Raw genomic sequence first — 14,229 nt, 5'->3', positions numbered from 1 at the left:
TGATAGGTGCATTAATTCAAGCGGCTTATTTACGAATAGGAGAACTTTTATGGAAGAACAGCGCAGTTTTGCCGCGCATACAGTAGGAACCTTATATTTAGTTCCTACACCGATCGGTAATCTCGATGATATGACGATGCGCAGCGTTAAGGTATTACAGCAAGTTGACTTGATCGCGGCAGAAGATACACGCAATACCCAACGATTACTCAACCATTTTGCCATTGAAACGAAACAAATTAGTTTTCATGAGCATAATACGCAAGAACGTATTCCACGACTTTTAGCCCATTTACAAAGCGGTTTGTCGTTGGCGCAGGTCAGTGATGCTGGAATGCCTTCAATCAGTGATCCAGGTAAAGAATTAGTGGCAGCTGCTATCGCTCAGACCATCCCAGTAGTGCCTTTACCGGGGGCCAATGCAGGGCTGACAGCCTTAATTGCTTCAGGGTTGGCACCGCAGCCGTTTTATTTTTATGGCTTTTTACAGCGCAAGGCGCAACAGCAACTGGCTGAATTAGTGCCGTTGACTAATCGTACTGAGACGATGATCTTCTATGAAGCACCGCATCGATTGTTAAAAACTTTAACTAGTTTAGCCGCTAGTTTTGGCGGTGAACGGCAGGTCGTTTTGGCTCGGGAAGTGACCAAAAAATACGAAAGCTTTTTACGTGGGACTTTAGCTGAAGCGTTAGTTTGGTTTAACGAGCACGATCCCCGGGGAGAATTTGTGATCTTAGTTGCAGGTAATCCACAACCAACGATGACAACAGAAAATGCATACGCTGACTTGGATCTTCATGATTACGTGGCACAATTGATCAGTGAAGGCAGTGATGCGAAGACCGCAATCAAAACGGTGGCCAAACAACGAGCAGTACCGAAACAAGAGGTCTACAAAGCCTATCATCAATTTTAAAGGCGATTGTTAAATTTTTATCTCGATCCTAGCCATGCTAGAATAAAATTAAGGGCGGAGGAATCATTGTGGCGGCGATTTATACGGAAAAACATCAGGTCACTTATTATGAAGGCGACACCAAAAATCAAATGACTTTAGCCATGTTACTAAACGTAGCAATTTTAGTTTCTGAGCGACAAAATGAGCAATTAGGTCTGACCAATGAAGTTATTCATAGTTATAATGTAGGTTGGGTCGTGACCCAGTATCAAATTGAACTAAGCCGGCTACCACAGGTTGATGAGGTCGTTACTTTCGGAACGAAGGCCACCGGCTACAATAAATTCTTTTGTTACCGTGACTATTGGGTCGATGATGCTGCTGGCGAACGACTAGCGACGATCCACAGTGCCTGGGTATTAATGAGTTATACCAGTCGCAATATGGTGGCCGTGATTCCAGCTTTAGTTGCCCCATTTGCAGTACCGGAAATTACGGGAATCAAACATTTTCCCCGCATTCATCATGTTGAGCTAGCAGCAGCACAAACTCAGGCTTACCGTGTGCGTTATTACGATATTGATGCTAATCAACATGTAAATAATGTTCATTATTTTGATTGGATGTTTGATAATCTAGGGATGGCTTACCTAGCCAGTCATGACATTGTCAGCGTTAATATTCGTTACGAGCATGAGCTAACCGCTGGTGATACCGCGCAAAGTTATTATCAACTTACGGACCAAGTTAGTCACCATTTAATTGCTAATAAAGGTAGTCGTTGTGCGGAGGCTGAAGTGACTTGGCGACCACGTATTAAAGATTTCTAAATTTTCTGTAACCGTGTCTGATTTTTATTGCTGCCGGCAGGTGACACTGTTATACTGAGAAAAGTATCGTGTTGAGTTTCCGACTAAACTTGTTTTTATAAAGGGAATTCAGTATACTTACATTTGTTGTCTGTGACTGGGGATATTGATGACAACAATACTTTGTGAATTTGAAGCCACGTACGCTGTGTACTGACTTACGGATTTGCTTTTGCGATCCGGTTTTAGGAGGATAAATATTGATGGAGAAAAAGGAAAGTGTGGGTGCTAACTGGCAACAATCCAAGCTACTCACAGCTAACCAAGTTAAATACCTTGAAGATATGCAAACACGCTCAAAAACTTATTTAGCAATTAAACGAGCCTGTGATATTATTATTTCCGGACTTGCCCTTATCGTGATGTTACCTACTGTGTTTTTAATTATGGCGATCATCTATCGTTTTGGTGCTAATAAAGGTCCGATGATCTATAAACAACGGCGGATCGGAAAAAATGGTAAACCTTTTAAAATTTGGAAATTTCGTTCAATGGTGGTTAACGCCGATAAAAAACTAAAAGCTAATCCAGCTTTATACCGTAAGTATATTGCTAATAGCTATAAGTTACCGGCAGAAGAGGATCCACGGATCACCAGTTTTGGTCGTTTTATTCGTAAAACTTCGATCGATGAATTACCACAATTTATCAACATTTTTAAAGGAGATATGGCTTTAGTCGGACCACGGCCGGTTGTAGAACCTGAATTAAAGGAATATGGCAATCAAGTTGATAAGCTTTTGTCGATGACACCTGGCGCAATGGGTTGGTGGCAAGCTAGTGGCCGTAGTAATATTGAGTATCCAGAACGTTGTGACGTTGAGCTTTACTATATTGATCATGCTAGTTTATGGTTCGACATTAAGATTATTTTCATGAATATTGCTAGTATATTTAAACATACAGGTGCTTATTAGTCAGTGAATGTTGATGATATTAGTCATCAACATTTTTTATTAAGAAGGAGATGTCAAGTGATGCAGCAATTTTCACTTAAGCAATTAGTTACAACCGTTTTAAAATTTTGGTATATTCCTTTGATTCTGGCGTTAATTGGCGGGTTCTTTAGCCATAGCTACGCCAAAAGAGGCTATCAGCCAGCCTATACGGCCAAGTCATCGATTATGATTAAACTGAAACACGAAAGCAGTAATCATTTGCAACAACAGGTTGACGGTGAACTTGGTCTAATGGGTACATATCGCGATTTTATTAGTTCTAGTAAAGTCATGAACAAAGTACATAAGCAGTTAGCGCAGAATAAATCGTATAAGGGGACAATCTCTGCCTTGAAAAAGGGCGTGACTGTTGATACGACTGCAGACTCATTGATCATGCATATTCAATCAACTGATCGTTCAAAATCAGTGGCAGTTAAAGAGAGTAACGCAGTAGCACAAGGCTTTAAAAAGCAGGTTGCAACGGTTTCAAGCACCAGTAAAGTGACTATACTTGATAAGGCCAGCACTAAGAATGTGTCAGCTTCTTCGTTTAGTGGCAAAAAGGCAATTTTGTACGGTGTTATTCTTGGTGGCGTGATCGGTGTTCTTGGTGAATTGATCATTGGTGGTTTGTTGAAACGTAAGTAAGAGGTCAATTTTTAATATCGGAGGCTTGTTTTATGGCGCAGTGGCTAATATTAATTGGTCTTTTTTCAAAAACTTATGGGTCGTCAATACCAGTTACGCTTGCTTCAATCCCCATTTATCTTTACTTTATTTTATTTTGTCGCAAGCTTTGGTTACAGCCAGAAAGGCTTGACACAATCACTTTTGCGCCTAAAGTCACGTTGTGGGCGTTTATCGTTTTAGTGGACCAATTATTAATGATTGGTGTTAGCTACGTCGTGACTGACCATCCGGATTTCACCCGTGGCATTATGAATAGCTCGGTTAATACGGTTGCTTATTTTGCGAATATCTTTTTCATCTATTATTTAATGGTTTTGTTGATCGACAGTCAAACCCAAATCTTGAAATTTGTGCAAGGAACCATTAAAACTTTTGTTGGTTTTACTATTTTAGTATTATTACCTCAAGTTGTGGCAACGGTCAGCCCAGTACTAAATGGTTGGGTCAATCTTGTGGGTAAACTTTTTGAGGCTAAGCATTTTGGACGGGCCGATTTTTACGCTATGGGCAGTTATACGACCACACTTCACCGTGTTAATGGTTTTTCATCTGAGGCCAGTTTTTTGGCGGTTTTATTGGCAGTTGTTTTTATTCCATTGATCTTAGCGGCAATTCGGTACAATTATTCTTATTTTAAAAATCGAGTTGATCGAACTGTAACTAAATTTTATTGGTTACTGTTGTTAACTAGTTTTTTTGTGTTGTTTTTTGCTAAAACAACCACAGGTATTTTAGTGATTATTTTTTCCGTTTTGATTTTACTGATCCGGTTAAAGGGCAAGCGGCGGAATCAATTACTTATTCTGGGTCTAATTGCTTGTGGCATTTTGGCATTGGTTTATTTCACGGTGCCATATGTGCAGAATCTTTTAAATAGTTTCTTATTTAAAAAGCAGGGAACTTCTAACCGTTTAGGTGGTACGATTGGGTTATTGTTAACTTTTGTACATTACCCGATCACTGGGGTTGGTGACGGATTCACCAGCTACTATAACTTTAAATTTGTTCCGTTAAGTACGATCAATAATTGGGAATATCAGAATATCTTTCAGAAATCTGGATATCCGATCCAAAGTATTTGGGGTGGCTGGCTGGCCGGCTATGGTCTAATTGGGGTTATTCCAGTTGTTGTGTTTATTTATCATAAGTGCAAGCAAGCAATGGCGGCTTATCAAAAAATTGAGGCGTTAAATGATGTCAGTTTAACACTGTATCAAGTGTTGATCGAGAGTTTCTTCTATTCATTATTTATGTTGTTCGTGTTGGCTTTGTTTACATTCTCATGGGCGGATAATATTTATCTAGTTATCCTATTTTTCTATTTTGTGATGATCAAATTTGTTGGGAGACAGCTTCAAAATGAATATTAAAATATTAGTGGCGGCACATAAAAATTATAAAATGCCGGCTGATCAATCTTTATACTTGCCAATCTTTGTGGGGAAAGCCTTGCATCCGGACGTCAATCATACTTTTATTGGCGACAATACTGGTGATAATATTTCGGCTAAAAATGCACACTATAATGAGTTGACGGCGATTTATTGGGCTTGGAAAAATCTTGATGCCGACGCCATTGGTTTGGTGCATTACCGTCGTTATTTTAGCCCTAAACGACAAAAAGACTTAAACCAGATCTTATCTAAAAGTGAAGCTATGGCATTGTTGGCCGACCATGATATTATTTTACCAACTAAACGACATTATTATATTGAAACTAATCGACATCATTATTTAGATGCTCATCATGCAAAACCGTTACAATTAACTAAACAAATTATTGCAGCAAAATATCCCGCTTATTTGCCGTCATTTCAGCAAGTGATGGCTCGGCGCTCAGCACATATGTTTAATATGTTTATTATGAGGAAGCAACCATTTATGGAGTACTGCACGTGGTTGTTTGCAATCTTAAGTGAAGTAGAACAAAAGCTAGATATCTCCGACTATGATACTTATGAGGCACGGGTGTTTGGCTTTTTAAGTGAGCGGTTACTGGATGTGTGGTTAGCACAGCATGCAAACTATAAAACGGTTGAAGTGCCCTTTGTTTTTATGGAACCACAAAACTGGTTTAAAAAGGGCGGCAGTATGTTATTGCGGATGTTAAAGCCTAAGCGGGTGTAATGATGGATCTGAGTATAATCATTCCAATGTATAATGCTGCGACTTATATTGATAAATGTTTGACCAGTATCGAACGGCAGGTTTGGCTGCCAACGCAATTTGAAATACTGCTTGTGGATGATGGTTCAACTGATAATAGTCGGACAATTGCGGCAGATTGGACGGCCAGATTACCACTGATGCTTTTAACGCAAACCAACCAGAAACAGGCTGCTGCACGTAATAAAGCGCTGGATCAAGCAACTGGTCAGTTTATTCTGTTTGTGGATATTGACGATGATCTTGAGTCGGACATGGTTCAACAATTATTTCAAAATCGGGCTGGTGCGGATCTCGTCGAAACGGGTATCAATAAAGTTTTTGTTGATACCCGCGGTCAGGTGACCAAACGTGACGTTGAATTGCCGGTTATTCAGCAGGCACAAAATCAAAATAAGCTACTTAAGCTTTATTTTGGCGCAAACACTGAATGTGATGTTGGTCTATGGAATAAATTATTTCGCCGTGAAGTGATCGAACGCCAGCAGTTACGCTTCACCAATGCAAATTTCTTTGAAGATAGTTTGTTTGTGGGGCAGTATTTAAACGCGATCACTTATACTAGAATTAGATTTGTGGCTCAGCCACTATATAATTTTTACAAACGTCAAGATAGTACTACTACCTCGTTTCATCGAGAAATTGATCAGTTAAGCGCTGCTTATTTGGTTAAATGTGGTGATTTATTGCAGCAAACTGATTTAAGTACTGCCGAGCAGACTAATTTAATGGCGGCCTTAAAATTACGAGTCTGGATCTATACGATTCATCACCATGTCAAATATGATCCTCAGTGGTGTGCACAACAACAGCGGCAGTATCTATTGAATAAAATTGGTGTGAGTAGCAGTTTTAAGCCTAACGTACCAATTAAATATCGGTTGGCCTTTTGGATGATGTTGTGTTTTACATCAACCTATAATAAAATGTACAGCAGGAAGTACTTATAGACTAGAGGATCAAGATGACGCAAATTAATTATTTTTTAATTATTGGTATCTGTGGAGCCAGTCCGGCATCAAGCATCATTCGTTGTGGATGACGCGATTGGTGTCGGTTTTTTGCGTCATTTAGTTGCGTTATTATATGACATAAAAAATATTAATGGTTGGTGAAAAAATGAAGTATGTGATCAGTCATGCGCTACCAAATAAACAAGATGCATCCGTAAAGGCGCACACCGATATTGATCGGTTCCTGTCAGCGGAAGGGTTCAAAGTGTTGACCTTTGCCACACGTTCTGGAAATAATAAATTGACCCGACAATTTAATCGTTTACGCTCTATCAATAAATTAGCTAAAATAGTTCAGCCAAAGGATACTGTGGTTGTGCAATACCCAGTGTATTCCAGTGATTTAGATACTGACCGCTTTTATCAACGAGTGGTAGTTCAGGCGGCTCACAAGATCGCAGTCGTACATGATCTACCATTTTTACGCGATAGCTTTCCACCAGTGGCTAGTAATCAGCAAAAGGAATTGGCTCGTTTGAATTTATTTGATTCAGTGATCGTACACAATGAAGTAATGAAGCAGAAGTTAGTTGCGCTCGGCCTGGTGGCTAATGTGATTACATTAGGACTGTTTGATTATTATGTACCGACAATAAATAAGTCAACGACTACAAAGTCAATTGCCGGTAAAGTCTTTTTTGCCGGTAATTTGATCAAATCTAAGTTTGTGACTAGGTTAAAGAGTACACGAACCGTGCAATATCATTTATGGGGTAATATTGCCGATAAAAATTTATTAGATAATTCAGTTAACTATCACGGTAGTGTACCATCTGATGAATTGCCACAATATTTAGTTAATGGCTGGGGTTTGGTTTGGGATGGCAATGCAATTGATTCAGTTACCGGTTTAGGTGGTGAATACCTGCGCTTTATTGATCCTCATAAAACTTCACTTTATATTTCCGCTGGTATTCCAGTAATTGTCTGGAAAAATGCTGGGGTTGCGAAATTTATTGAAGATAACAACTTGGGATTGACGATTGATTCTTTGACAGAGATTCCAAGTCGCATCGAACAACTTTCACCAAACCAATATGCGATAATTTTGAAAGCAGTTCAAAAAATGCAACAACAATTGATCAATGGGGCAATGATTAAAAGGACTGTACAAATCGCCGAAAATAATTAGAATCATGTTTCTTGGAGCACGGTTTTGTTATAAGAACGACCGTTAATTGCAAAGTAGAAAGGAGAAACTGGTTATGGATATCGACATTGTACTGCCATGGGTTGATGGTAGCGATGCTAGGATCACCAAAAAACGGGAAACGGCCTTGCGTGATTGGAACTTGGACACAGACTTAAATAGCGTTGACCGCTTTAGAGATACTGACCTATTGAAGTACTCAATTGCATCAATTAGGAAGTACGCGCCGTGGGTACATAAGGTTTACTTGGTCACCGATGGTCAACGACCTGACTGGTTTAAGGCGGATGATGTGTTGACCGTTATCGATCATACCGATTATATTCCAGCGCAGTATTTACCAACGTTCAACTCAAATGTTATTGAGTTGAATATCGCACGGATTAAGGACCTTAGTGAACATTTTATTTTATTTAATGACGATATGATCTTAAATCGGCCGGTGACGCCGCAAGACTTTTTTACGAACAATGGTGATCCTAAAGATGCGGCAATCTATTCAGTGATCCCAACCGATAACCATTTTTCACATATCATTTTAAATGACGTGATCGTTTTAAACAAATATTTCAGTAAATGGGCCGGCATTAAGAAGAATTGGCGCAAATATTTTAATTTGAAGTATGGTAAGCAACTAACACGATCAATGTTAAGCTTGCCTTGGCATGATACGGTTGGTTTTTACAATCCGCACACGCCATTAAGTTATCGAAAAAGTAACTTTGAACGATTGTGGCAGTTGGAACCGGAATTGTTGGATCGTTGTTCAAAAAATAAATTTAGAACTAAAAGTGATATTTCACATTGGTTAGTGCGTTATTTTCAACTTCAAAGTGGTCAATTTTCACCGCGTAGTGTGGCGTTTAGCCAATTTTATGATCAATCTGAGACTGCGGCAATTGTTGCTGATATTAAAAATAGTCAGCACATGATGTTATGCATCAATGATTCTGATGGTGCAAATTTAGAAGCAGAATTACCGCCAATTCTAAATATACTGAACAAGAAATTTGAAATGAGATAACTGTTATTAAAATCAAAAAGGTGCTAACTTCCTACTCAGGAAGAAGTTTTTTATATTGGAAAGAAAAGGTTTTCGGTATAGCCTAGAGGAAAAACTACAGCGTATCTATTTAGTGGAACAGGGTATGACTCTTGATAGTAGAAAGTATGGTATTGATCATTGTCAAGTTAAAAAGTGAGTTGAAGGCTACCAAAAGTATGAGATTGAAAGTCTACAACGACAGAAACAACAGCACCCAGTTGCGCTTAAAGCGGAGATCGTTCAGAAGTGTTTTGCAGGCCACACCTCTTATCCTCGATTAGTCAAAGAATGTCAAATTCCTAATGCTTCAGTCATCTATCAATGGGTATTCCGGTATACTAGTGGTAAATTATTGAATACCACTACTGTGAAAGATGGTCGGAAAACTACTAAATTGGAACGCATTGAAATTGCGCAATGGGTCATTACCAATGTTATGGATTATAAAGGTGCAACTCATAATTTAACGTGTCTTATGGGCAAGTCTATGATTGGGTCAAGATGCTAAAGCAAAGTGGTCAATCGCTGGCAAGTAGCTGATACTGAGATCACAGTATTAGCAACCGATACTATTCGAATAGCCTTAAAAGTTATAAAAGGTATTAAGCTACCAGTTTTACATTGTGATCAAGGATCCAGTTATATATTAGGCGAATATAACACTTTTTTAGCTAGTAATGGTATTACCTATAGTATGTCTCGGACCGGAACACCGATTGATACCAGTCTTATAGAATTCTTGTGAAGTCATGTGAAAGATGAATTTTTTGCTTTTAGAACGGCAATGTTAAAAAAATTAATCGTTCAAATCGATCAATTTATTGACTGGTAAAACTACTATCGGCTCCAAGTAACACTAAACGGCATGACCTTGATAGAATATCGGACTCATGCCGTGCAAAAACTTTAATTATTTAATTATCTCCTTGACAGGGGCTGAACCGCTTCTTTATTTAAAGTGTGAAAGTTGATTCTATTTTATAAACAGATGGCTGAAATCACTGTTTAAGTCATAAATTTTTGTGGTATATAGTAAAATAATAATCGGTGAAAAATAGTTTACGTGTCTTGAAAATGATATAATACCGAGAGCTAAAGTATGATTACGAGTAAACTTATATGATATCAATTAATAAATCCTTGGAGGAGAAAATGAAAGTAGTTACGGTTATTATCCCTTTTTATAATGAAGAGGGTGGGTTACGGGATTTTTACGATGGTTTAGTAGAAACTTTAGATAGTTTACCAACTTATAATTTTGAAATGTTGTTTGTCAATGATGGCAGTTCTGATAAAGGATTGGAATTGATTGATGCGTTATCAAAGCATGATCAACGGGTATCTTACATAGATTTATCACGGAATTATGGTAAAGAAGTTGCGATGACAGCCGGATTTGATTATGCAAAAGGTGATGCGGTAGTCGTAATTGACGCTGACTTACAACAACCACCGGCAGTCATTAAAGAGATGTTGCATTATTGGGAACAAGGATTTGATGACGTGTATGCGATTCGCAAAGAAAGATTAGGCGAGAGCAGAAGTAAGATTTGGTTTTCTAAAACTTATTATCGAATTCTAGGTAAAATGACTATGGAAAAGGTTTATCCTGACGCCGGTGATTTTCGTCTATTAGATCGAAAGGTTGTTAATGCCTTGGCCTCAATGCGCGAGCAGGCCCGTTACACCAAGGGTCTTTATGGCTGGGTCGGTTTTAAGAAAAAGGCAATCAGTTATATTGCGCAACCACGTAAAAGTGGCATCACTAAATGGAGTTTCTCTAAATTATTAAAGTTAGCCGTTAATGGTTTGACTGCTTACACAACCGTACCGTTGCGTATTTCAACATATATGGGAGTGCTCGTTTCATTTTTTGGCTTTATTTATATGTTGATCGTCTTGTTTCAAAGGATATTTGGTTTAGGCGATGTATCTGGTTATGCCTCTTTAATGATTGGAATCCTATTACTTGGTGGGGTTCAACTAATATCCTTGGGGGTTATTGGTGAATATTTGGCGCGTGTGTTTGTAGAATCTAAACAGCGCCCCTTATATTTTATTGAGAATTACCACACACATGATGAAACGCAAAAACAGGTGAAAAAGGTATGAGTCTAATTAACAACATTAAAAAAATTTTACTTAAAAATATGGCATTGATCAATTATATCGTCTTTGGTGTTTTGACAACGGCGGTTAATTTAGGTGTTTTTTGGCTAGCCAGTTCTCAATTACACTTGTATTACTTGTTGGCCAATTTGTTGGCTTGGTTTCTTTCGGTCGTGTTTGCCTTTTTTACCAATAAATACTTTGTTTTTAAATCACGTACGGTTGGGCTACTTCCTTTTCTAAAGGAATTTTTACTATTCTTGTGGATGCGTGTTTTATCAGGGGTTTTTGATATGGGTTCGATGTTTGTAATGGTTTCAGTACTCAAAATCAATGATGTGTTTGCTAAAATTCTGACCCAATTTGTGATCGTGATATTAAATTATACCTTTAGCAAAGCAGTCATTTTTAAAGAAAGAGGAGCAAAATGAGTAGGCAACATAAGCTAGGTAGTACGTTTATTAAATATGTGGCGGTCTTTTGTTTGCCAGTTTCTATTATGTTAGTGGTTTTTTTTACTAAAGGGGTCTTCCCATTTGGCAGTCACGCTGCAATTACAAGTGATTTAAACAACCAATATATAAGCTTTTTTGCTTATTTAAAAAATCATTTCACCAATATTCATGATCTACTTTATTCGTTTTCAATGAGTATGGGTGGTAACTTCTTTGGTATTTTTGCTTACTATTTATTAAGCCCATTAAACCTTATTCTTTTAGCTTTTCCTGTGGCTAAATTACCGGCTGCAATCACATTGATGATTCTGGTTAAGATTGGGCTACTAGGTTGTAGTATGCTTTGTTTTCTTAATTATCATCAACGAAATACTAGTCGTTCATTGAAGAATAAGGGTATGGTTCAAGCAAATAGTTTGCTTCAGGTTTGTCTTGCTGCGTCATTTGCGCTAATGTCTTATGAGGTTTGCTATATGACCAATCTGATGTGGACCGATACAATTATTCTTTTACCAATCGTTATTTTAGGCTTGGAGAAAATAAGTAATCAAGAACGGCCATATGTCTATATTTTTGCTTTGCTTTTTGCTATTCTACTAAATTATTATATTGGTTTTATGGTTTGCTTGTTTGTTATGATTTATTACGCGTATCGTTTATTAGTTACGAAATTTAGGCACAATGTTACGCTTAGACAACAGCTTAGGACGAGCTTTTTTAAATTAGTAATATCAAGTATTATTAGCGTTGGTTTATCAGCAGTAGTTTTATTACCAGGATTAAAGGCCGTACAGAGTGTGAAAAGTAATCCATATCATTTTCGATTAACTGGAATGTTTCAACCCTTGGACTTACTGGTTCAGCTATATTCTGGTGTAAAGGCAAATCAACTTTATCCATATATATATGGTGGCATGCTGGTAGTTGCTTTATGCTTTATTTATTTCTCTAGTAAAAAAATTAAATTACCAGAAAAGTTGACTACAGCGGGATTTCTGCTGGTTTTGGCCATGGCACAAGTTGTTCAAGGAACTTATCAGATCTGGCATGGATTTAATTCACCTATTGGAATGCCTAATCGTAATGCCTTTATATTTACCTTTTTTTTGATTGTCATTGCGTATGATGCTATTCTGAATAATTCAATCAAAATTAATTTAAAAACTTTATCGAATTTGCTTGTAATCTATGTAATGGGTACCTTGTTACTTGGAAAACTGAATTCGGGGACACTGACTGTTCCTTTGATTGCAATTAATCTATTCTTTTTCCTGGGCATTATTTTTTCATTTTATTATTTCGATCGCTTTAAAAAGACAACTGACGTGACTTTACTATTGTTGCTGATAGTTGATTTGGGCTTTAATGCCTATCAGAATGCTTATATTAATGGTGTCTCTGTTAATAGTTTTTCTAAATACACAAGTCAAGTTAATCATGTTTTACGACAGTTACCAGATAATAAAAAAAATTTTTATCGTGTGGGCACTACATTTGAACGCTCAAATGATGATCCTTTGTTACTTGATTATTATGGACTAAGCGATTATAGTTCGGCTGAAAGTCCAAATACAATTAATTTATTACAAAAATTAGGTTATTTTCAAAATCATAATTGGTGGCGCTGGACTAACTTTAATAATGGTTCAACTTTTGCGGTGGATAGCCTGCTGGGAATTAGATATGTTATTCATAATAGTAGTCAGCCGATGCGGTCAATGTTGTATGGATCAAAGGTGGAAAATGGTGCAGGCTCGCAATTAGGTGGCTATAACTTGAGTTATAATGCACCTTATAATAGTAAAATCTATTCCAAAAATGGTTATGATATATATGAAAACAAGTATGCACTTAATTTGGCCAGCTTAGTAAACATTAGCGTGATATCGGCTAATAACATTAATCGTGATACTAGCGCTGATCCGTTTATTTACTTGAATCGAGTTTTTAAAAATGTATTAGCTATAAATACAGCGTACCATCCAGAAAATGTAGCAACTGCTGAGACCGCAATCGCTGGGCAGCATAACTATCAAGTTAGAGTAACAAAGTCAGGATCTCTGTATTTTTATCTACCAACAGCGAATATTACCCAAACCCAAATTGATGGTTTACAAACATTAGATACGCGGTTGTTTGTTAACGGTAAAGAACTATCTCGAATCAATATGCAGCAACAAAATGGCATCACGTATTTAGGCAAATTTAAAGCCCATCAGACTGTAAACTTGAGTATTAGAACACAAAATAATGTAGTTGATAGTATCAACTCACTTAAACCAGTGGTATATCAAGAAGATTCACAGAAGATTGCGACTGCTTTGGCGGCAACTAAAAAAAATGATGTCGGTCACTTAAAGGTTTCGACCAAGCAAATCTCTTTTGATTTAAAGGAGAATCAAAAGAAGCATAAGGCTGTGTTGTTGACCTTGCCTTATGATCGAGGTTGGCAGGCCTTTGAAAATGGCCGAAAAGTTAAGATTTATAAGGCCCTAGATGGGTTGATGGCGCTTCGCATAACGACGAAGAATAGTCATATTTTGCTTAAATACACACCGAGTGGCTTAAAGACAGGCCTTCTTATAACAGGTTTCAGTGCAATTATTTTAGTCGGCTATGCTGGTTTTGTTGAGATACGTCTCAGACGGAAAAATCCATAGTCTTCTTGGAATCATTAACGTTAGCCAACAAGTTATTTAAGTATTTGTTTGAATTGATTTGTTGGATAAGGGGCTCAAGGAATGTAGTTTAATAATATGTTACGAGATAAAAGCGATCTGTAATTTGCAACGTAAGCACCCAATAACAGACCGACTATAAATAGCGTATCGGCCGCGGTATGATAGCCTCATCATAAGAAATGGTGAGGTGTTTTTATGCTCAATAAACC

13 protein-coding genes are annotated in these 14,229 nt (G+C 37.6%); all 13 read left to right on the top strand.

The annotated features are described in order from the left end of the window. Positions 1-49: 49 nt before the first annotated feature. The 13 genes from rsmI (at position 50) to FFM78_RS10960 (ending at position 13,999) form a co-directional block, all read left to right on the top strand. Complete coding sequence (gene rsmI / locus FFM78_RS11020; protein ID WP_137638476.1) at positions 50-919, top strand: 16S rRNA (cytidine(1402)-2'-O)-methyltransferase; 870 nt, start codon at positions 50-52, stop codon at positions 917-919. A 68-nt stretch (positions 920-987) separates the two neighbouring features. Continuing rightward, the gene (locus tag FFM78_RS11015) at positions 988-1,731 is read left to right on the top strand and encodes an acyl-[acyl-carrier-protein] thioesterase (protein WP_137638475.1); all 744 of its coding nucleotides are present in this window, start codon (positions 988-990) and stop codon (positions 1,729-1,731) included. A 242-nt stretch (positions 1,732-1,973) separates the two neighbouring features. After that, complete coding sequence (locus tag FFM78_RS11010) at positions 1,974-2,687, top strand: sugar transferase (protein WP_137638474.1); 714 nt, start codon at positions 1,974-1,976, stop codon at positions 2,685-2,687. Positions 2,688-2,747: 60 nt separating this feature from the next. Then, complete coding sequence (locus FFM78_RS11005; protein ID WP_137638473.1) at positions 2,748-3,359, top strand: YveK family protein; 612 nt, start codon at positions 2,748-2,750, stop codon at positions 3,357-3,359. 32 nt (positions 3,360-3,391) lie between these two features. Next, positions 3,392-4,771 (top strand): O-antigen ligase family protein, encoded by a 1,380-nt coding sequence (locus FFM78_RS11000; RefSeq protein ID WP_137638472.1) that lies wholly within the window; start codon positions 3,392-3,394, stop codon positions 4,769-4,771. Beyond that, positions 4,761-5,528, top strand: coding sequence for a DUF4422 domain-containing protein (locus FFM78_RS10995; RefSeq protein WP_137638471.1), 768 nt, complete (start codon positions 4,761-4,763; stop codon positions 5,526-5,528). The genes FFM78_RS11000 and FFM78_RS10995 overlap by 11 nt, the downstream gene beginning before the upstream one ends. Before the next feature lie 2 nt (positions 5,529-5,530). Beyond that, complete coding sequence (locus FFM78_RS10990) at positions 5,531-6,517, top strand: glycosyltransferase family 2 protein (protein ID WP_171001888.1); 987 nt, start codon at positions 5,531-5,533, stop codon at positions 6,515-6,517. Positions 6,518-6,686: 169 nt separating this feature from the next. Next, positions 6,687-7,712: a glycosyltransferase gene (locus tag FFM78_RS10985; protein ID WP_137638469.1), complete on the top strand. Its 1,026-nt coding sequence runs from the start codon at positions 6,687-6,689 to the stop codon at positions 7,710-7,712. Positions 7,713-7,785: 73 nt separating this feature from the next. Beyond that, a complete protein-coding gene (locus FFM78_RS10980) occupies positions 7,786-8,754 on the top strand; it encodes a stealth family protein (protein ID WP_137638468.1) in 969 nt (322 codons plus the stop codon). Between the two features lie 535 nt (positions 8,755-9,289). Continuing rightward, entirely contained in the window at positions 9,290-9,520 is a 231-nt protein-coding gene (locus FFM78_RS14195; RefSeq protein ID WP_137638467.1) for a DDE-type integrase/transposase/recombinase, read from the top strand. A gap of 407 nt (positions 9,521-9,927) precedes the next feature. Continuing rightward, complete coding sequence (locus FFM78_RS10970) at positions 9,928-10,887, top strand: glycosyltransferase family 2 protein (RefSeq protein WP_137638466.1); 960 nt, start codon at positions 9,928-9,930, stop codon at positions 10,885-10,887. Next, a complete protein-coding gene (locus tag FFM78_RS10965) occupies positions 10,884-11,315 on the top strand; it encodes a GtrA family protein (RefSeq protein WP_137638465.1) in 432 nt (143 codons plus the stop codon). The genes FFM78_RS10970 and FFM78_RS10965 overlap by 4 nt, the downstream gene beginning before the upstream one ends. Beyond that, complete coding sequence (locus FFM78_RS10960) at positions 11,312-13,999, top strand: YfhO family protein (RefSeq protein WP_137638464.1); 2,688 nt, start codon at positions 11,312-11,314, stop codon at positions 13,997-13,999. The genes FFM78_RS10965 and FFM78_RS10960 overlap by 4 nt, the downstream gene beginning before the upstream one ends. Positions 14,000-14,229: the final 230 nt, after the last annotated feature.

The organism is Loigolactobacillus binensis (genome assembly GCF_005405165.1).
In the GTDB taxonomy this organism is placed as follows: domain Bacteria; phylum Bacillota; class Bacilli; order Lactobacillales; family Lactobacillaceae; genus Loigolactobacillus; species Loigolactobacillus binensis.
This window is presented reverse-complemented; position numbering and strand designations above follow the sequence as displayed.

Bases quoted from the DNA above. Each gene is read 5' to 3' on its own strand.
- rsmI (WP_137638476.1), top strand. From the start codon at position 50: ATGGAAGAACAGCGCAGTTTTGCCGCGCATACAGTAGGAACCTTATAT.
- FFM78_RS11010 (WP_137638474.1), top strand. From the start codon at position 1,974: ATGGAGAAAAAGGAAAGTGTGGGTGCTAACTGGCAACAATCCAAGCTA.
- FFM78_RS11005 (WP_137638473.1), top strand. From the start codon at position 2,748: ATGCAGCAATTTTCACTTAAGCAATTAGTTACAACCGTTTTAAAATTT.
- FFM78_RS11000 (WP_137638472.1), top strand. From the start codon at position 3,392: ATGGCGCAGTGGCTAATATTAATTGGTCTTTTTTCAAAAACTTATGGG.
- FFM78_RS10995 (WP_137638471.1), top strand. From the start codon at position 4,761: ATGAATATTAAAATATTAGTGGCGGCACATAAAAATTATAAAATGCCG.
- FFM78_RS10990 (WP_171001888.1), top strand. From the start codon at position 5,531: ATGGATCTGAGTATAATCATTCCAATGTATAATGCTGCGACTTATATT.
- FFM78_RS10985 (WP_137638469.1), top strand. From the start codon at position 6,687: ATGAAGTATGTGATCAGTCATGCGCTACCAAATAAACAAGATGCATCC.
- FFM78_RS10980 (WP_137638468.1), top strand. From the start codon at position 7,786: ATGGATATCGACATTGTACTGCCATGGGTTGATGGTAGCGATGCTAGG.
- FFM78_RS10970 (WP_137638466.1), top strand. From the start codon at position 9,928: ATGAAAGTAGTTACGGTTATTATCCCTTTTTATAATGAAGAGGGTGGG.
- FFM78_RS10965 (WP_137638465.1), top strand. From the start codon at position 10,884: ATGAGTCTAATTAACAACATTAAAAAAATTTTACTTAAAAATATGGCA.
- FFM78_RS10960 (WP_137638464.1), top strand. From the start codon at position 11,312: ATGAGTAGGCAACATAAGCTAGGTAGTACGTTTATTAAATATGTGGCG.